Consider the following 17,615-nt stretch of genomic DNA (forward strand, 5'->3'; position numbering starts at 1 on the left):
TGCCTAATCCGGAATCTTTTTTTAATTATTTTGTGTAGTTAAACGAACAGTCATATGCTGAAAGCCAGCTTTTTGATAGCTTTCAAGAAATCCTTTCGCAGCAATGCTTTCTTTTGAAATAATCTTTTGCTTAATCGAGACCGTTATCTCCTCTTTAAATGGAAAAGTGTCTAAGACAATCGTCTGGTTGTCCCTCCAATAAAGTTGGATTTTCTCCTTTTTGATCTCACTGAGCGCTGGGGAGAGGGGAATGCCGTTGCGAAAAAATGGGTGTTCTTTCTCTTTTGTGGTTCCTGGCTCGTTTAAGCAAATATAGAGAGAAAGGTTATCCCCCAGCTGAAGCAGTCCGTAATGAAATGGAAGAAAGGACTGATTCAATATTTCAAGAGAGTCCATCAGCCGTTCCTGCCGCTGTTTTTCCTGTGCGACAAATTTCTTTGCTTCCTCTGCAGCCTCATGGGTGAGAAATCTGGAAAAGTGGACGCTGCATAAAAGAGCTGCGTAACGATCGCGCTCTTCTACTTGGTCAATTCCCTGTTTATAGAGCACTAGCTTCGAAGAGAGGGGAAAGTCTATGAATGTGTAAGGGGCTCGTTTTTTATCATTCCAAAAGGGTGCCTTATCGAATGGCTTCCAGCCGCAATCATGCTGTGAAATGGCATAGTTAACCGAATGACGCCATTCCTTTCCTAAGAACAATGAATCTCTCCAATAAGCCATCATATCGCCGGATGCTCGGGCATGGTGATCCTGTTCAATCAAAACAAATTCATTTTCGCGTTCTCTTACAATCACTTGGACTCATCCTTTCAAATGTAATAGGGGGGACAAGTTTCAACTAGATTAAAGTGTGAGAAATGTTCTTTCTTTCTATTATTTATTTATTTATTCCCCCTTTGTATTCCTGCAATCTAAGAGAGCTTCTGCTTTCGCTTTTTGATTTGACGGCTATTCGAGAAAGTATTGGAGCCTTCCTGCATATGTTGGAAAGAGGCACGTCCAACAAGGAAAGGAATGAAGCAAAAAATGGGTGAAGTGGTTACATTAAGTACGCTGGCTCTAGCGTTAGGAATGGATGCTTTTTCAGCAAGCTTAGGAATTGGCGTGGTGCCAATTAGGTTAAGGCGGATTTTTTATATTGGACTCATTATCGGAAGTTTTCATATTATCTTGCCCCTCCTTGGTATCATCGCCGGCCGATTTGTCACCGATACATTTGGCGCTATTGCTTCTCTGATCGGGGGCTTGCTGCTCATTATTGCAGGCAGTCAAATGATCGTTGCCTTTTTTCAGAACAAAGAAGAGGAAAGATCGGTTCCTGTTGGCTGGAAGCTTATGTTGTTCTCTTTAATTGTTAGTTTGGACAGCTTTTCGGTTGGCCTGACGCTCGGAATCTACGGAGCGGAGATTTTGCTTGTCCTTTTGTTGTTCGGCGGCATCGCAGCTTGCTTAACATGGGGCGGATTATTAGCTGGCAGAAAGGTTGGAGACTGGCTGGGAGCTTATAGTGAAGCGTTTGGCGGGTGTGTTTTGCTGGCATTTGGTCTAAAACTTCTTTTTCTTTAATTGGAAAAATATATAGAGCTTTTTACCCCCTTTTGGAAAAAATCTTATATAATAAAAAGTAAGAAGACAGCTGGAGGGTGAGAACAGTTGAACATATTATTTGTATGTACAGGAAACACGTGCAGAAGTCCGATGGCGGAAGCGATTATGAAGTATAAAAAGCAGGAATGGAACGTACGCTCTGCTGGAATTTATGCAGCGGCAGGAAGTCCAGCCGCTGCGCATGCAATACAGGTTTTGCAAGAAAATGGTATTCCGACAGAGCATGTTTCTCAAGGAATATCTCCTGAGATAGTTAAATGGGCGGATGTTGTTTTTACTATGACGCATAGCCATAAGCAAGCCGTTTCTTCTGCGTTTCCAGATTCGCAGGACAAGCTATGGACTTTGAAAGAGTTTGTTCATGAAAAGCAGGGAGATATTATCGATCCGTATGGGGGATCATTGGAGGATTATCGTCAAACTTATAAGGAGCTTGATGAATTAATCACTCATGTGTTGAAAAAAATGCAAAATGGAGCAGAGGGCATTCCGGAAAGGGGCCATGATGAGGCATAGAAGCGAAACACAATTCGGGCTAAGGAAAAAACTTGTTGTTCTCGTTACACTGTTAGCACTCATTACGTATTCTACCAGTGGCTTTTTTATCTATTATATTTATCCGAATTATTTTTCTTGGATGAATGAAACTGTATTTACGGTTATAACACTGCTATTAGGGATTATGTGGTCGGGCATTCTTGCGTATATTGCCGGCGGTTATTTTGTTAGACCACTAAAACGATTGGAAGCAGCTACACTGGCAGCGGCACAGGGGAATATTAAAGAGGATGTAGAGCTGCCTGAAAGTGAAGATGAAATTCGTTCACTAGGTATCGCTTTTAACCACATGCTTGGCAATTTAAGAGAAATGGTACACAGCATTGATAACAACTTTTCTTTAACGAATGAAAGCGTGATGCAAATCTCTACAGAAGCGACAAAAGCTTCCCAAAGAGCTGAAGAAATATTCCGGACGGTGGATGAAATTTCTGCTGGAGCTGAAAACTCGGCTGCTGCGATTCAATCAACAGCTGAATCTATTGAGGATGTCACACACCTTGCTGCTGAAGTACAGACAAAGGCGAAAGCCTCAGCTGTCCAGGCGGAGGAAATGGTGGCAGATCTACAAGTGAATAAGGAGATTTTTCAATCATTGATTTCCGGAATGGAAAAATTATCAGTAGAAAATGAACAATCCCTTGAAGCAGTCAAGCGACTTGAAACAAATGCGCGTAAAGTAGAACAAATTATTCAGCTTGTTGGTGATATGGCCGCTCAAACGAATTTGTTGGCGCTAAATGCCTCTATTGAAGCAGCCCGCGCTGGTGAACATGGCAAAGGATTTGCTGTCGTTGCCGAAGAGGTTCGTAAATTAGCTGATGAGAGTGCCAAGGCAGTCAGCGGTATTTCTGAGCTGATCCAGCATATTCAACAGGAAGTCGATCAAGTGGTTCAGAAAATTTCTTCTCAAGTGCAGACGGTAGGCAAGGAAGTTCAAAAAGGATCTGAAGCAAACACAGCCATAGAACAAATGACTGGAAAAATCCATGAGGTAGCAGAAGCTGTCCAAATCATCTCTAAACTCGTGGACAAGCAGCTCGGCAGCATTCAACAAACGTCTAATCAATCTGAAGAAGTAGCAGCCATCGCAGAAGAAACATCGGCTGGAGCTATTGAAGTGACACAAGCTACAAAAGACCAGACCAACGTGATGCATGACATTGAACAAGCGGCTATACAGCTTAAGAAACAAGCAGAAGAATTAAAGTCAACGATCACACAATTTCAACTTTAAATCGGGCTGTTGATAAATGTTTGCTTTCTTTGTGCTCGCCTGACAGTGTATAAAAGAGTCTTTGTCTACGCTCTGTTAATGCCTTCCCCTTTTCATTTCTCTTTGGCTGTGACAAAATAGAAGAAACATCGGTTAAGCCAAAAGGAGATTACAAACATGAAAATTGCTATTGCATCTGATCATGGCGGAGTAAATATTAGGAAGGAAATAAAAAGCCTGATGGACGAGCTCGGCTTGGAATATGAGGATTTTGGATGTGAATGTGGGACATCTGTTGATTATCCAGATTACGCGCTGCCAGTAGCAGAGAAGGTAGCGAGCGGTGAGTTTGATCGTGGCATCTTGGTATGTGGTACCGGTATTGGCATGAGCATTGCGGCTAATAAAGTGAAAGGCATTCGCTGTGCTCTCGTTCATGACGTCTTTAGCGCAAAGGCAACGAGAGAACATAATAACAGCAATATGCTAGCAATGGGTGAGCGGGTTATTGGTCCAGGTCTTGCCCGGGAAATTGCCAGGGTATGGCTTACAACAGACTATGAGGGCGGCCGTCATGAGAACCGCCTCAATAAAATTAAAGCATACGAAGAAAACTAAATTGGAGGGATGAGCTTTGTTACAGCTTAAAGAGTGGGAACAACAGCTCGGTCGCCTATTGCAGGAATTTCAGCAACAGGCCCGTCTCCGAAAAGGCCAGACGGTTGTGATTGGCTGTTCTACTTCAGAGATTGCCGGGGAAAAGATTGGAACAGCCGGCACGTTGGAAATTGCTGAAATGGTCTATCGGCAGTTGCAGACGTTTGCAGACGAACATGGATTGCATCTTGCTTTTCAATGCTGCGAACATTTGAATCGAGCGCTTGTAGTAGATCGGGAACAAATTCAACAAATGCAACTAGAAGAAGTCGCCGTTGTACCTGTTCGGCAGGCAGGCGGCTCGATGGCTGCTTATGCGTTTAATCAGAAAAAAGATAGCGCGGTGGTTGAATTTATCAAAGCGGATGCCGGGATAGATATTGGTGATACGTTTATTGGCATGCATTTAAAACATGTGGCAGTGCCGCTGCGGACGAGTGTGAAAGAAGTGGGATATGCTCATGTTACAATGGCAACGACACGGCCAAAGCTCATTGGCGGTGCTCGAGCTGTTTATGAAAAAACGAATGTGAACGAGAAGTGTTCCGGTTAATGTTCAGTTTTTGCCAGCTTTCAATCTGAAAAGCTGGCTTTTATCATTAAAAAAGGTCGTGTTTTGTATTTATTTCATTTAAAACAAGAGGAAAACGTGATAGAATATAATTGAATTTTTAAAATTGGTAATACATAAACACATATATTATTCTGAAAAATGGAAGGGGTTTGAAAATGAGTATTCTCAAAGAGCAAGACACAGCTGTGTTTGAAGCAATCCAAGATGAATTAAAACGCCAGCAAACTAAAATTGAATTAATCGCTTCTGAAAACTTTGTTAGTAAAGCGGTAATGGAAGCACAAGGTTCTGTGTTAACAAATAAATATGCAGAAGGCTATCCAGGCAAGCGTTATTACGGCGGCTGTGAGCACGTTGACGTAGTGGAAGACTTAGCTCGTGATCGTGCGAAAGAAATTTTCGGAGGAGATCATGTCAACGTACAGCCACATTCCGGCGCTCAAGCAAATATGGCTGTTTATTTTACGATCTTGGAACAGGGTGACACCGTTCTTGGAATGAATTTATCTCATGGCGGTCACTTAACACACGGCAGCCCAGTTAACTTCAGTGGCGTGCAATATAATTTCATTGAATATGGCGTGAGCAAAGAAAATCAACAAATCGATTATGCTGATGTTCGTCAAAAAGCGGTCGAACATAAACCGAAATTAATCGTGGCAGGCGCGAGCGCTTATCCACGTGCAATTGACTTTGCTAAATTCCGTGAAATTGCGGATGAAGTCGGCGCTTATTTAATGGTTGATATGGCTCACATTGCTGGTCTTGTAGCAGCAGGCCTTCACCAAAGTCCAGTTCCTTACGCTGATTTTGTTACAACAACAACACACAAAACATTGCGTGGCCCACGCGGCGGCATGATCATCTGTAAAGAAGAATTCGCGAAGAAAATCGACAAGTCTATTTTCCCTGGTATCCAAGGTGGTCCATTAATGCACGTTATTGCAGCGAAAGCAGTTGCTTTTGGTGAAGCATTAGATGAGAGCTTCAAGACGTATGCACAGCAAGTAATTGACAATGCGAAACGTCTCGGTGAAGGTTTAGCAAAAGAGGGCATTAACCTTGTATCTGGCGGCACTGACAACCATCTGTTGCTTATTGACCTGCAAACTCTTGGTTTAACAGGAAAAGTAGCAGAAAAAGTATTAGATGATATCGGTATTACAGTAAATAAAAATACGATTCCATTTGATCCAGAAAGCCCATTTGTAACGAGCGGTATCCGTATCGGTACAGCGGCCGTTACTTCTCGCGGCTTTGATTTGGAAGCGATGGATGAAGTAGCAGCGATCATTGGAGCTGCATTGAAAAACCACGAAGACGAAGCAAAATTGCAGGAATTAAGCCAGCGTGTAGCTGACTTAACAGCAAAATATCCTTTATATAGCTAAATAGCCCGCTCGGGAAAGAAATCCTTCATTCCCGAGCTTTTTCTATTTTTCCCATTTGTTCTTCTGTTGTTTTTTATGTAAAATTAGAAAGAAGCTTGCTGAAAGAAGTTGAAGAATGGCTGCACATGCGGCTTATTTTTTTGCCGTCGGGGGCTTGTATGGCATAATTGATATAATTAACACAAGGGAGCGATAATTTTGGGAAAAGTGTACGTATTTGATCACCCATTAATCCAGCATAAGTTGACCATTATTCGCGACAAAGAAACAGGAACAAAAGAATTCCGTGAATTAGTAGATGAAGTAGCTACATTGATGGCTTTTGAAATTACTCGTGATATGCCGCTTAAAGAAGTGCAAATCCAAACACCAGTATGTGAAGCGAATGCGAAAATTCTTGCTGGTAAAAAGCTTGGAATTGTTCCGATTTTGCGTGCAGGTATTGGCATGGTAGACGGTATTTTGAAATTAATTCCGGCTGCTAAAGTAGGCCATGTAGGGTTGTACCGCGATCCGGCAACGTTAAAGCCGGTTGAATATTATGTAAAACTTCCATCAGATGTGGAAGAGCGTGACTTCATCGTGGTAGATCCAATGCTTGCTACAGGGGGATCAGCGGTAGAAGCGATTCGTTCCTTGAAAAAGCGTGGAGCAAAGAATATTAAGTTTATGTGTCTAGTAGCTGCGCCTGAAGGGGTAGAGGCTATGCAAGAAATCCACCCAGACGTTGATATTTATATTGCTGCTTTAGATGAAAAGCTAAATGAAAAAGGCTACATTGTACCAGGATTGGGAGATGCAGGCGACCGCCTGTTTGGAACAAAATAATTAGAAGTAGGTGCAAATAAGATGAACCGCCCGATTAAAGTAATGACCATTTTTGGAACGCGCCCTGAAGCGATTAAAATGGCTCCGCTCGTTCTGGAATTGCAGAAACATCCTGATCAATTTGAGTCGATTGTAACCGTTACGGCACAGCATCGGCAAATGCTCGATCAGGTGCTCGAAATCTTCAAGGTTACTCCTGATTTTGATTTAAATATCATGAAAGATCGTCAGACGCTCATTGACGTAACGACACGGGGATTAGAAGGGCTCGACCGGGTTATGAAGGAAGTCAAGCCGGATATCGTGCTTGTCCACGGCGACACGACTACTACGTTTGTTGCAAGCTTGGCTGCTTTTTATAATCAAATTGCAGTAGGTCATGTAGAAGCAGGGCTGCGTACGTGGAATAAATATTCTCCGTTCCCTGAAGAGATGAACCGTCAATTAACAGGAGTAATCGCTGATCTTCATTTCTCACCTACAGATCAAGCGGAAGAGAACTTACTTAATGAAGGGAAAAAAGCTGAAACGATTTTCGTAACAGGTAACACGGCGATTGATGCTCTAAAGACAACAGTGAAAGACAGCTACAGCCATGAAGTGCTTGATCAGCTTGGCAACGACCGGCTTGTTCTAATGACGGCCCATCGTCGTGAGAATTTGGGCGAACCGATGCGCAATATGTTCCGGGCTATAAAACGCCTTGTTGAAGAGAATAGCGATATTCAGGTTGTCTATCCAATGCATATGAATCCAGTTGTCCGTGAGATTGCCGGCGAAATACTCGGTAATGATCCGCGTATTCATCTAATTGAACCGCTTGATGTGATCGATTTTCATAACTTTGCAGCGAGAGCGCACTTAATTTTGACTGATTCTGGCGGTGTGCAGGAAGAAGCCCCTTCTCTCGGTGTGCCGGTTCTCGTTCTTCGTGATACGACAGAACGCCCGGAAGGAATCCAAGCTGGCACATTAAAACTTGCTGGTGTCGATGAAGAGACGATTTATCAGCTGGCAACAGAATTGCTAAATGACAAAGAAGAATATGAAAAAATGGCGAAAGCATCCAACCCATACGGTGACGGAGAAGCCTCCCGCCGCATTTGCGAAGCAATCCGCTATTATTTCCAAGCAACGAATCAAAAGCCGGACCGATTTTAACTTATAAAAAGAGCCTCCCTATGGATGGCTCTTTTTTATCAGGAAGCATGGAAGAGAGGGGAGGGGGAGAAAAACAAGCCGACAAGATGAGTGAACGAATGGATATAACTATGAACAAAATGTTCGGAATAATGAATAACACTTTCGAAATGTAGGCAAACCGTTTTTCATAAAGATACAATCTAGTTATTTATAGAGAATAAGCTGAATAGATAGAAAGCTAGCTTAAAAAAGACTGATAATGCCTGTTAGAGAATCAAAAAAAGAATATTTCTTGTTTTTAGCGAACTAATTTTCGGCTTCTGAAAGATAATAATTTTTCAATTATCTTTTACTTATCACTAACAATAAGTAAAACTTATGGAAAGATTTAAATTTTGATCAATTTGTGAAATATAAGTTACAATTTTTGAGGTTTTTCTTAGTATGCGTTGACATTAAAATACCCCTATTGTATGCTTACAAAGGGAAAAGAGCAAATACTATGAACTGAGCGTGAACGCTTTTTTTTTAGGTAGAACCCACGGTGGCAGGAGTGTTTTTACATGAAAGGCCGTAAAAATGCATATAAGGCGATGAGTCTGTACAGTGCGGTCTTAGCACAGCTGACAGGGTCGATCCTTATCGGAATTTTCGCCGGGCGTTGGCTTGACGAAAAATGGAAAACTGAACCACTTTTTTTAATCATCGGACTGCTCTTAGGATTGACTGCGGGCATTTTTTCTATGCTTAAGACGGTTAACCATTTCAATTCGGAGGATTAATCAATTATGGGGGAACTCCAGCACTCACTTTCCAGACATCGAAAGTACATATTATATTTGCTCGCCATCTTTGTTTTCTGCTGGGGAATTACGCCTTATAAGGCAATTTTCGGCGGCCTCATTCTTGGGACAGCATTTAGCCTGTTCAACCACTGGTTAATGTTGAAGCGGATGCACCGTTTCAACACCGCACTAGAGCGCGGCAATAAAGTTCAATCGCTAGGCACGATGTCGAGAATGGCATCCGCTGGGGTTGCGGCTATCATTGCCCTTCGTTATCCGGACCATTTCAACATTATCAGTACAGTTTTGGGATTAATGGCATCTTATATTGTCATTATGATAGATTTTTTTATTCACTTTTTAATAAACAGAAAAACCGGGGAAGAGAGGTGAAAACAGTTGCATCACGAAAATCCATTATATCATTGGGAAGTATTTGACGGTTTTACATTAACTTTCAACTTAGCCAACGTATTAATGATCACTGTTGCTAGTGCAATCGTTTTCTTAATTGCAGTCATTTCAACAAGAAAACTAGCAATGAGACCTACCGGACTGCAAAACTTTTTTGAGTGGATCATGGACTTTGTGAAGGGGATCGTCAAGAGTAACATGGACTGGAAAACAGGAGGAAGATTCCATGTTCTTGGAATTACGCTGCTTATGTACATTGCAGTTTCCAACTTTCTTGGTCTTCCATTTTCAGTGGTAAAAGATGGTGTGCTCTGGTGGAAATCTCCAACAGCAGACCCGGTGATTACTCTAACGTTAGCAGTTATGGTTGTTGGTCTGTCACACTACTATGGAATTAAAATGAAGGGCTTTGCGGAGTACGGAAGAGATTATTTCCGTCCAATGGGTTTCTTGTTCCCATTGAAAATTGTAGAAGAGTTTGCTAATACGTTAACTCTTGGTCTGCGGCTCTATGGTAACATCTTTGCCGGTGAGATCCTTCTAGGATTGCTAGCCGGAAGCTTAGCTACAGGGGTTGGCGGACATTTAGCCGCAGTAATTCCGACATTAGCATGGCAAGGATTTTCCGTCTTTGTCGGTGGAATCCAAGCATTTATCTTCACTATGTTAACAATGGTTTATATTGCTCACAAAGTGAGCAGCGACCATTAAAATATACCCAGTTCATTTAATGAACAAACCTATTTTTAAACAAATACATTATTTATACATTTAAAGGAGGAAATTTTAAAATGGGTCTTTTAGCAGCAGCAATCGCAATCGGTTTAGCCGCACTTGGTGCAGGTATCGGTAACGGTCTTATCGTATCTAGAACAGTTGAAGGTATCGCTCGTCAACCAGAAGCTCGCGGTATGCTTCAAACAACAATGTTTATCGGGGTAGCGTTAGTAGAGGCGATTCCTATCATCGCTGTAGTTATCGCGTTCATGGTTCAAGGTCAATAATTGTAGAAAAGCGAAGCCGACTGCTTTGGAGCGACAAGCATAAGACGGGCTGGCGAAGCGGCGCTTTTCAGCCGCACAGCCAGATCGGCTTATGACCTCGAGCCCCAAGGAGGCGCAGCTGGACAAGAGTAAAATATTAAGGGATTTTTGTTCCAATGGCGAAGATCATTCCAAGCGAACCTTCGCCATTGCTTTATGTTCGAAGTATAACAAGCAGTTCCATTCTTTTTATACAGGCTCTTCCCGAAGAAGGGGAGGGGGAAACTCTTGAAAGGAGTGAAGTGGGCGTGTTAGCAAACGCATTCGTACTTGGATCATCAGCCGGCTTTAACGGCGGAGATATTTTGTTCCAATTAATAATGTTTATTATTCTACTAGCGTTGATTAAGAAGTTTGCTTGGGGTCCTTTAATGGGCATCATGCAGCAACGTGAAGAGCATATCTCATCAGAAATCGATGCAGCAGAAAAAAGCCGTGTCGAAGCGAGCAAATTATTAGAAGAAACTCGTGCAGAGTTAAAAGCCTCTCGCCAGCAAGCTCAAGAAATTATTGAGAATGCTAAGAAAGTAGGCATCAGTCAAAAAGAAGAAATCATTGCCGCCGCTCGTGCAGAAGCTGAGCGCTTGAAAGAATCTGCTAAGATGGAAATCGAACAGCAGACAGAACAGGCAATGTCCGCTCTACGTGAGCAAGTGGCCTCTTTATCTGTATTAATTGCTTCTAAAGTGATTGAGAAAGATTTAAGCGCGGCAGATCAAGAAAAACTAATTAATGAGTATATCCAAGAGGCAGGGGAAGAGTGATGAGTGATTCCGTAGTGGCAAAACGCTATGCGCTGGCTCTCTTCGACATTGCCAAAGAACATCAACAGCTTCAACAAATTGAGGAAGAGCTGCAAGTAGTAAAGGCCGTTTTTCAGGAAACGAAAGGATTACTTCCTTTACTTAAGTCTCCAAAGTTAACAATTGAAGAAAAGCAAGGGCTAGTTAAGACTGCTTTCTCAAATGCTTCAAGTTATGTAATTAACATTTTAATGCTTTTGATAGAACGTCACCGCGAGGAAGAGATTGTTGCGGTAGTTGATGCTTACGTAAGCTTGGCCAATGAAGAACAGGGCCTTGCTGAAGCAACAGTTGAATCTACTCGTTCTTTAACAGATGCAGAAATGAAGCAGATCTCGACTACATTTGCCAAGAAAGTCGGCAAGCAAGCATTGAAGATTACAAACATTGTAAATCCAGCATTGCTCGGCGGCTTAAAAGTACGCATCGGCAATCGTATTTTCGATGGCAGCCTACGCGGCAAACTAGATCGATTAGAAAAGCAATTAATAGCAAAATAAGAATGAAAGAAAAGCGGGAACATCTTCTTTATGCGTTCCGCTCGAATACAACTACTACAATTATATGAGGGGTGAAATTCATGAGCATCAAAGCTGAAGAAATCAGTGCGCTGATTAAAAAGCAGATTGAGAACTTCCAGTCAGATATTACAGTTAACGATGTTGGTACAGTTATCCAAGTTGGTGACGGTATCGCTCGTGCTCATGGCCTCGACAATGTCATGGCTGGAGAACTACTTGAGTTCTCAAACGGTGTCATGGGTATGGCACAAAACTTAGAAGAAAACAACGTAGGTATCATTATTCTTGGTCCTTATACAGAGATTCGTGAAGGTGATGAAGTACGCCGTACAGGCCGCATCATGGAAGTACCTGTTGGAGAAGAACTAATCGGCCGTGTTGTTAACTCTCTTGGACAGCCTGTGGATGGTCTAGGCCCAATCAATACAACAAAAACTCGTCCGATTGAAAGCAAAGCAACTGGCGTTATGGATCGTAAATCTGTTCATGAACCACTACAAACAGGTATTAAAGCGATTGACGCGCTTGTACCAATCGGCCGTGGTCAACGGGAATTGATTATCGGTGACCGCCAAACTGGTAAAACAACTGTAGCGATCGATACAATTCTTAACCAAAGAGATCAAGACATGATTTGTATTTATGTTGCGATCGGTCAGAAAGAATCAACAGTTCGTGGAACAGTAGAAACGCTTCGTAAGCATGGGGCGCTTGATTATACAATCGTCGTAACGGCTTCTGCAGCTTCACCAGCACCAATGCTTTTCCTTGCTCCATATGCTGGGGTAACAATGGCAGAAGAGTTTATGTTCAGCGGTAAACATGTGTTGATCGTATATGATGATCTTTCTAAACAAGCGGCAGCTTACCGTGAACTTTCCTTATTATTACGTCGTCCTCCAGGCCGTGAAGCTTACCCTGGTGACGTTTTCTACTTGCATTCCCGTTTACTCGAGCGTGCAGCTAAATTGAACGATGAATTAGGAGCAGGTTCTATTACGGCTCTTCCATTCGTTGAAACACAGGCAGGCGATATCTCTGCTTATATTCCAACGAACGTTATCTCTATCACTGATGGACAGATCTTCTTGCAGTCTGACTTGTTCTTCTCAGGTGTACGTCCTGCGATTAACGCTGGTCTTTCTGTATCCCGTGTTGGTGGATCTGCTCAAATTAAAGCGATGAAAAAAGTAGCGGGTACACTTCGTCTAGACTTAGCGGCTTATCGTGAACTTGAAGCGTTTGCGCAATTTGGTTCTGATCTTGATAAAGCAACTCAAGCGAAATTAAATCGTGGAGCACGTACAGTTGAAGTGTTAAAGCAGGACTTAAACAAACCGCTTAAAGTTGAAAAGCAAGTTGTTATTCTTTATGCATTAACACGCGGTCTTTTAGACGATATTCCAGTAGGAGATATCCGTCGTTTTGAAGATGAACTGTTAAGCTGGTTAGATCACAACCATACAAACGTGTTAGAACATATTCGCACAACGAAAGAACTTGCTTCTGATGATGAAATGAAAGCAGCTATCAACGAGTTCAAAAAGACGTTTGCGAAATCTGAATAATTATCCAGATAGTAAAAAGCGGGAGTGGGTCAGACTGATCCTTCCCTCTTTCTAGGTAAATTTCTAACATAAAAAGGGTGGTGAGAACCAGTGGCATCGTTACGCGACATAAAGACTCGGATTACTTCTACTAAAAAGACGAGCCAGATCACAAAAGCGATGGAAATGGTTTCCGCTTCTAAATTGAACCGTGCCGAAACAAATGCCAAAGCATTTGTTCCTTACATGGAAAAAATTCAGGAAGTGGTCGCATCCATTGCTCTTGGCAGCAAAGATGTAACACATCCGATGCTAGTCTCCCGCCCCGTTAAAAAAACCGGGTATTTGGTTATTACCTCAGACCGCGGTTTGGCGGGAGCTTATAACAGCAGTATTCTTCGCCTTGTCAGCAACAAAATTAAAGAACGCCATTCATCTAAAGATGAATACGTTATTATTGCAGTTGGACGTATGGGACGCGATTATTTCCTTCATAGAGGAATGAATGTTGCCCTAGATATCGTTGGTTTACCAGATCAGCCTTCTTTCTCTGACATCAAAGATATCGCGAACAAAGCGGTTAGCTTCTTCTCGGAAGGAATGTACGATGAGCTTTATATGTACTATAACCACTTTGTCAGTGCGATTCAGCAAGATGTTACAGAAAAGAAAGTGTTACCTTTAACTGATATTGCCACTTCTTCTTCTCAAAAGCTTACGGCTTATGAGTTTGAACCGGCAGCAGAAGATATTATGGAAGTTCTTCTTCCACAATATGCGGAAAGCTTAATCTACGGAGCACTTCTTGACGGTAAAGCCAGTGAGCATGCTGCACGTATGTCAGCAATGAAAACTGCAACCGACAACGCAAAAGAATTAATTGATACATTAACACTACAATACAACCGCGCACGTCAGGCGGCGATCACACAAGAAATCACAGAGATCGTCGGCGGAGTAGCAGCGTTAGAGTAGTCTAGAAAAGCGGAAGGCGCTCGTTCAGTGCGATAGGGGGTTGGAGAGATTTCTGTTGGAGTCGTTCTTTGACTCCTGCAGAAATCTTGAAACCACCGTACGCACTAGCGCCTGCAGCTAGGCAAGAAAAGCGAAAGGCGCTTGTCAGCACGATAGCGGATTGGAGCTCTCGACGAGAAGTCGTTTTTCAGACTTCGACAGAGAGAGCGAAATCAGCGTACGTGCTAGCGCCTGCAGCTAGACAAAGAAAAGCAGAAGTGGCCCGATTAGCCCGATAGGAGGTTGGAGGGCTCGACAAGGAGTCGTTCTTTGACTCCGACGGAGAGACCGAAACCGCCGTACGGGCTGGCCGCTGCAGCTAGACAGCCTTAAATATAATGATAGAACAACATGATAGATTGAACGATTACGACAGGAGGGAAAGAGATGAACAAAGGACGCGTTCTTCAAGTTATGGGTCCGGTCGTTGACGTTAAGTTTGAAAGCGGCCATCTTCCTGAGATCTATAACGCGTTAAAAGTGCAAATTGGTGCACAAGCTGATAAAGACGCCTTTGAGTTGACTTTAGAGGTAGCTATCCATTTAGGCGATGATACAGTACGTACAATTGCTATGGATTCAACAGACGGTTTACAGCGTAACACAGAAGTAATAGATATGGGTCAGCCGATCTCCGTACCAGTAGGAGACATCACGCTTGGTCGTGTATTCAACGTACTTGGTGAAACAATTGACTTAAATGAAGAAATTCCTGCTGAAGCACAGCGCAATGCGATTCACCGTGCGGCGCCTAGCTTCGAACAACTTTCTACAGAGGTTCAAATTCTTGAAACAGGTATTAAGGTAGTAGACTTACTTGCTCCATACATTAAAGGTGGTAAGATCGGTCTCTTCGGTGGTGCCGGTGTAGGTAAAACCGTTCTTATTCAGGAATTGATTAACAACATCGCTCAAGAGCATGGCGGTATCTCTGTATTCGCTGGTGTTGGAGAGCGTACTCGTGAAGGAAACGACCTTTACCATGAGATGAGCGATTCTGGCGTTATCAGCAAAACAGCCATGGTTTTCGGACAAATGAATGAACCGCCTGGTGCACGTATGCGTGTTGCTTTGACAGGTTTGACAATGGCTGAATATTTCCGTGATGAACAAGGACAGGACGTTCTTTTCTTCATCGATAACATTTTCCGTTTCACACAAGCAGGTTCTGAGGTTTCTGCCCTATTAGGCCGTATGCCTTCTGCGGTTGGTTACCAACCGACACTTGCAACAGAAATGGGTCAATTACAAGAACGTATTACATCTACAAGCGTAGGTTCTGTTACATCTATCCAAGCGATTTACGTACCAGCCGATGACTATACTGACCCGGCTCCTGCTACAACATTTGCTCACTTAGATGCAACGACAAACCTTGAGCGTAAACTTTCAGAAATGGGTATTTACCCAGCGGTGGATCCACTAGCTTCTACATCTCGTGCCCTTTCTCCTGAAATCGTTGGAGAAGAACACTATGAGGTAGCACGTCAAGTGCAGCAAACACTGCAACGTTATAGAGAGCTTCAAGATATCATTGCGATCCTTGGTATGGACGAGCTTTCAGAAGAAGATAAATTGGTTGTAGCACGTGCGCGTCGTGTCCAATTCTTCTTATCTCAAAACTTCCACGTAGCCGAGCAATTTACTGGTCAGCCAGGTTCTTACGTACCAGTTCAAGAAACAGTTCGTGGATTCAAAGAAATTCTTGAAGGTAAATACGATAACCTTCCTGAAGATGCTTTCCGTCTTGTTGGCGGTATCGAAGAAGTTGTTGCTAAAGCGAAAGAAATGGGCGTAGAGGTATAATAAGGGACCAGGGGGTTAAACAATGAAGACATTTAAAGTCAGTATCGTCACTCCTGATGGCCCAGCGTACGAATCGGATGTTGAAATGGTGAGTGCCAAAGCCCAAAGCGGTGAGCTTGGCATTTTACCAGGACACATTCCGATGGTCGCTCCTTTACAAGTTGGCGCTGTTCGCTTAAACAAAGGCGCTGGAAAACCTGATTTGGTCGCGGTCAGCGGCGGATTTTTAGAGGTCCGTCCAGATCAGGTGACGATATTAGCACAAGCGGCTGAAACAGCGGAAAACATTGATATTGCCCGGGCGAAAGAAGCGAAATCAAGAGCGGAAAGCCGTCTGAGCAATAAACAAGATAATGTGGATTTTAAACGTGCTGAATTAGCATTGAAACGGGCAGTTAACCGTATTAACGTTTATGAAGGCAGAGTATAAAAGAGAGAACCTTCCGGAAACGGGAGGTTTTTTCACTCAGTGATTCATGCATAGATTCTATCATTTTCGTAAACAGAGGAGGGATATTCATGATGGCAAATTTTGGACAAGATGCATTGTTCAGTATTTTGTCACATCTTGTCTTTATCGGTTTATCTTTTTGGGCGCTGCAGGCTATTCGTTTAGATCAATTGTTAAAAGCTAACCGTATAGTCCAAGCACGCCTGTTATTCATACTGTTATCGATTGCGATCGGTTCAGCGGTCAGCAATTTCTTCCTTGATTACTTCATGTGGTCCCGCCAATTGCCGCTTTTATTCCAATAAAATTTTAAAATAGTTCTTCTTACATGCTTGTATTTTTTTCTATTTTGTATATTATTTCTTTAGGGAGATTTATATTTTCCTACTAAGGCTTTTGTATAAACACAAGTGAATATTTGAACAAGTTTACACTGTCGACAAAGCATGCAATTTGTCGTATTTTTCCCTGTTTATCTTTCCCCAGCCGGGTCACACTGGTGATAAGGGAGAGGATGATATCAATGAATCTATTAAAAAATAGATATTATATGCTGTTAGGCTGTTTCATTGTATTATTGATGGGGAATAACACAAGTGCAGGTGGTGAAAGTGGTTCATTGCTGCTTTTAACGGATAGTGTGAAAAGTGTGGGGGGATCAATCGAGGAATGGACCTTACATACTCGCGAACGCTTAGAAGAAGAGCCGAACGAGGCAATGCATAGACTCCAGTCGGTTTTAACTGAATGGCAGGTTACATCTTCTAGTACGGTGAATGACAAGGGATATACTCTTGAATACGTACAAGGAACGGTTCACCAGAGGATACAAATTGTTTCTTCTGACACAGCCGGCGGTGTTGCCTATGTGCTTTACTCTGTGACGGCAACGGATGAAGAGGAAATTCGGAACTTCCTAGCGAAAGAGTTTCAATCTACATATTCACGAATTTTCCATAGAAAGCCACAGGTTTTTACTTGTATTAAAGGGAAGTTTGATGATAAACTTGAAGAAGTTTTGTCAAATCAACTTCATAAATTACTATCAAGCTGGAAAGCTGAAAAAAAAGAAGCGATTTCTGAAAAAAATTTCTATTCCTTATCTATTTATTCGGAGCGTTTTAGGAGCCATCTTCCGCTTTTGGAGGATGAAATGAATGTACAAGTTGGACTAAGAAAAAAACAGAGAGGCCCAGAGACAAATTTTGTTATAGGCACGCCTCTCATTACGATTGAATATTAATATATAAATTGGA

The 17,615-nt window shown here is 42.5% G+C and carries 22 protein-coding genes; 21 read left to right on the top strand and 1 reads right to left on the bottom strand.

Annotation, left to right across the window (positions count from 1 at the left end; genetic code table 11):
- Nucleotides 1-21: 21 nt before the first annotated feature.
- Nucleotides 22-795: a DUF3891 family protein gene (locus tag A8F95_RS08680; RefSeq protein ID WP_065410153.1), complete on the bottom strand. Its 774-nt coding sequence runs from the start codon at nt 793-795 to the stop codon at nt 22-24.
- Between the two features lie 219 nt (nt 796-1,014).
- Here A8F95_RS08680 and A8F95_RS08685 point away from each other — a divergent pair, with 219 nt between their 5' ends.
- The 21 genes from A8F95_RS08685 (at nt 1,015) to A8F95_RS08785 (ending at nt 17,602) form a co-directional block, all read left to right on the top strand.
- Entirely contained in the window at nt 1,015-1,566 is a 552-nt protein-coding gene (locus tag A8F95_RS08685) for a manganese efflux pump MntP (protein WP_065410154.1), read from the top strand.
- 87 nt (nt 1,567-1,653) lie between these two features.
- On the top strand, nt 1,654-2,124 hold the full coding sequence (locus tag A8F95_RS08690) for a low molecular weight protein arginine phosphatase (RefSeq protein WP_065410155.1): 471 nt from the start codon (nt 1,654-1,656) through the stop codon (nt 2,122-2,124).
- On the top strand, nt 2,111-3,403 hold the full coding sequence (locus A8F95_RS08695) for a methyl-accepting chemotaxis protein (protein WP_176713657.1): 1,293 nt from the start codon (nt 2,111-2,113) through the stop codon (nt 3,401-3,403). Before A8F95_RS08690 ends, A8F95_RS08695 begins: the two co-directional genes overlap by 14 nt.
- Before the next feature lie 156 nt (nt 3,404-3,559).
- Entirely contained in the window at nt 3,560-4,000 is a 441-nt protein-coding gene (rpiB, locus tag A8F95_RS08700; RefSeq protein ID WP_049665301.1) for a ribose 5-phosphate isomerase B, read from the top strand.
- A gap of 16 nt (nt 4,001-4,016) precedes the next feature.
- Nucleotides 4,017-4,592, top strand: a complete 576-nt coding sequence (locus A8F95_RS08705) for a TIGR01440 family protein (RefSeq protein ID WP_049665299.1) — start codon at nt 4,017-4,019, stop codon at nt 4,590-4,592.
- A 176-nt stretch (nt 4,593-4,768) separates the two neighbouring features.
- On the top strand, nt 4,769-6,004 hold the full coding sequence (gene glyA / locus A8F95_RS08710; protein WP_065410157.1) for a serine hydroxymethyltransferase: 1,236 nt from the start codon (nt 4,769-4,771) through the stop codon (nt 6,002-6,004).
- Nucleotides 6,005-6,202: 198 nt separating this feature from the next.
- A complete protein-coding gene (upp, locus tag A8F95_RS08715; RefSeq protein ID WP_065410158.1) occupies nt 6,203-6,832 on the top strand; it encodes a uracil phosphoribosyltransferase in 630 nt (209 codons plus the stop codon).
- A 21-nt stretch (nt 6,833-6,853) separates the two neighbouring features.
- Nucleotides 6,854-7,993 carry a non-hydrolyzing UDP-N-acetylglucosamine 2-epimerase gene (gene wecB / locus A8F95_RS08720; protein ID WP_065410159.1) on the top strand — a complete coding sequence of 380 codons (1,140 nt, stop codon included), beginning with the start codon at nt 6,854-6,856 and terminating at the stop codon, nt 7,991-7,993.
- A 545-nt stretch (nt 7,994-8,538) separates the two neighbouring features.
- Nucleotides 8,539-8,757 (top strand): AtpZ/AtpI family protein, encoded by a 219-nt coding sequence (locus tag A8F95_RS08725; protein WP_065410160.1) that lies wholly within the window; start codon nt 8,539-8,541, stop codon nt 8,755-8,757.
- A 6-nt stretch (nt 8,758-8,763) separates the two neighbouring features.
- The gene (locus A8F95_RS08730) at nt 8,764-9,153 is read left to right on the top strand and encodes an ATP synthase subunit I (RefSeq protein ID WP_049665290.1); all 390 of its coding nucleotides are present in this window, start codon (nt 8,764-8,766) and stop codon (nt 9,151-9,153) included.
- Nucleotides 9,154-9,159: 6 nt separating this feature from the next.
- Nucleotides 9,160-9,885, top strand: a complete 726-nt coding sequence (gene atpB, locus A8F95_RS08735) for a F0F1 ATP synthase subunit A (protein ID WP_065410161.1) — start codon at nt 9,160-9,162, stop codon at nt 9,883-9,885.
- 80 nt (nt 9,886-9,965) lie between these two features.
- Nucleotides 9,966-10,178, top strand: a complete 213-nt coding sequence (gene atpE / locus A8F95_RS08740) for a F0F1 ATP synthase subunit C (protein ID WP_006838507.1) — start codon at nt 9,966-9,968, stop codon at nt 10,176-10,178.
- A gap of 287 nt (nt 10,179-10,465) precedes the next feature.
- Entirely contained in the window at nt 10,466-10,981 is a 516-nt protein-coding gene (locus tag A8F95_RS08745) for a F0F1 ATP synthase subunit B (protein WP_049666800.1), read from the top strand.
- Entirely contained in the window at nt 10,981-11,520 is a 540-nt protein-coding gene (locus A8F95_RS08750; protein ID WP_065410162.1) for a F0F1 ATP synthase subunit delta, read from the top strand. Before A8F95_RS08745 ends, A8F95_RS08750 begins: the two co-directional genes overlap by 1 nt.
- Before the next feature lie 80 nt (nt 11,521-11,600).
- On the top strand, nt 11,601-13,109 hold the full coding sequence (gene atpA / locus A8F95_RS08755) for a F0F1 ATP synthase subunit alpha (protein WP_049665283.1): 1,509 nt from the start codon (nt 11,601-11,603) through the stop codon (nt 13,107-13,109).
- A 90-nt stretch (nt 13,110-13,199) separates the two neighbouring features.
- Nucleotides 13,200-14,063, top strand: a complete 864-nt coding sequence (locus tag A8F95_RS08760; RefSeq protein WP_065410163.1) for a F0F1 ATP synthase subunit gamma — start codon at nt 13,200-13,202, stop codon at nt 14,061-14,063.
- A gap of 68 nt (nt 14,064-14,131) precedes the next feature.
- Entirely contained in the window at nt 14,132-14,341 is a 210-nt protein-coding gene (locus A8F95_RS08765; RefSeq protein WP_065410164.1) for a hypothetical protein, read from the top strand.
- A gap of 148 nt (nt 14,342-14,489) precedes the next feature.
- Nucleotides 14,490-15,908, top strand: coding sequence for a F0F1 ATP synthase subunit beta (gene atpD / locus A8F95_RS08770; RefSeq protein ID WP_065410165.1), 1,419 nt, complete (start codon nt 14,490-14,492; stop codon nt 15,906-15,908).
- 22 nt (nt 15,909-15,930) lie between these two features.
- Complete coding sequence (locus tag A8F95_RS08775) at nt 15,931-16,338, top strand: F0F1 ATP synthase subunit epsilon (RefSeq protein ID WP_049665276.1); 408 nt, start codon at nt 15,931-15,933, stop codon at nt 16,336-16,338.
- A gap of 89 nt (nt 16,339-16,427) precedes the next feature.
- Nucleotides 16,428-16,664 (top strand): DUF1146 family protein, encoded by a 237-nt coding sequence (locus A8F95_RS08780; protein WP_065410166.1) that lies wholly within the window; start codon nt 16,428-16,430, stop codon nt 16,662-16,664.
- Between the two features lie 218 nt (nt 16,665-16,882).
- A complete protein-coding gene (locus A8F95_RS08785) occupies nt 16,883-17,602 on the top strand; it encodes a YwmB family TATA-box binding protein (RefSeq protein ID WP_065410167.1) in 720 nt (239 codons plus the stop codon).
- Nucleotides 17,603-17,615 lie beyond the last annotated feature (13 nt).

Source organism: Pseudobacillus wudalianchiensis, assembly GCF_001685015.1.
Taxonomy (GTDB): domain Bacteria; phylum Bacillota; class Bacilli; order Bacillales; family Domibacillaceae; genus Pseudobacillus; species Pseudobacillus wudalianchiensis.

Excerpts from the sequence above, each read along its gene's own strand:
- A8F95_RS08685 (WP_065410154.1), top strand. The coding sequence starts at position 1,015 with ATGAAGCAAAAAATGGGTGAAGTGGTTACATTAAGTACGCTGGCTCTA.
- A8F95_RS08695 (WP_176713657.1), top strand. The coding sequence starts at position 2,111 with ATGATGAGGCATAGAAGCGAAACACAATTCGGGCTAAGGAAAAAACTT.
- rpiB (WP_049665301.1), top strand. The coding sequence starts at position 3,560 with ATGAAAATTGCTATTGCATCTGATCATGGCGGAGTAAATATTAGGAAG.
- glyA (WP_065410157.1), top strand. The coding sequence starts at position 4,769 with ATGAGTATTCTCAAAGAGCAAGACACAGCTGTGTTTGAAGCAATCCAA.
- wecB (WP_065410159.1), top strand. The coding sequence starts at position 6,854 with ATGAACCGCCCGATTAAAGTAATGACCATTTTTGGAACGCGCCCTGAA.
- A8F95_RS08725 (WP_065410160.1), top strand. The coding sequence starts at position 8,539 with ATGAAAGGCCGTAAAAATGCATATAAGGCGATGAGTCTGTACAGTGCG.
- A8F95_RS08730 (WP_049665290.1), top strand. The coding sequence starts at position 8,764 with ATGGGGGAACTCCAGCACTCACTTTCCAGACATCGAAAGTACATATTA.
- atpE (WP_006838507.1), top strand. The coding sequence starts at position 9,966 with ATGGGTCTTTTAGCAGCAGCAATCGCAATCGGTTTAGCCGCACTTGGT.
- A8F95_RS08750 (WP_065410162.1), top strand. The coding sequence starts at position 10,981 with ATGAGTGATTCCGTAGTGGCAAAACGCTATGCGCTGGCTCTCTTCGAC.
- atpA (WP_049665283.1), top strand. The coding sequence starts at position 11,601 with ATGAGCATCAAAGCTGAAGAAATCAGTGCGCTGATTAAAAAGCAGATT.
- atpD (WP_065410165.1), top strand. The coding sequence starts at position 14,490 with ATGAACAAAGGACGCGTTCTTCAAGTTATGGGTCCGGTCGTTGACGTT.
- A8F95_RS08775 (WP_049665276.1), top strand. The coding sequence starts at position 15,931 with ATGAAGACATTTAAAGTCAGTATCGTCACTCCTGATGGCCCAGCGTAC.
- A8F95_RS08780 (WP_065410166.1), top strand. The coding sequence starts at position 16,428 with ATGATGGCAAATTTTGGACAAGATGCATTGTTCAGTATTTTGTCACAT.
- A8F95_RS08785 (WP_065410167.1), top strand. The coding sequence starts at position 16,883 with ATGAATCTATTAAAAAATAGATATTATATGCTGTTAGGCTGTTTCATT.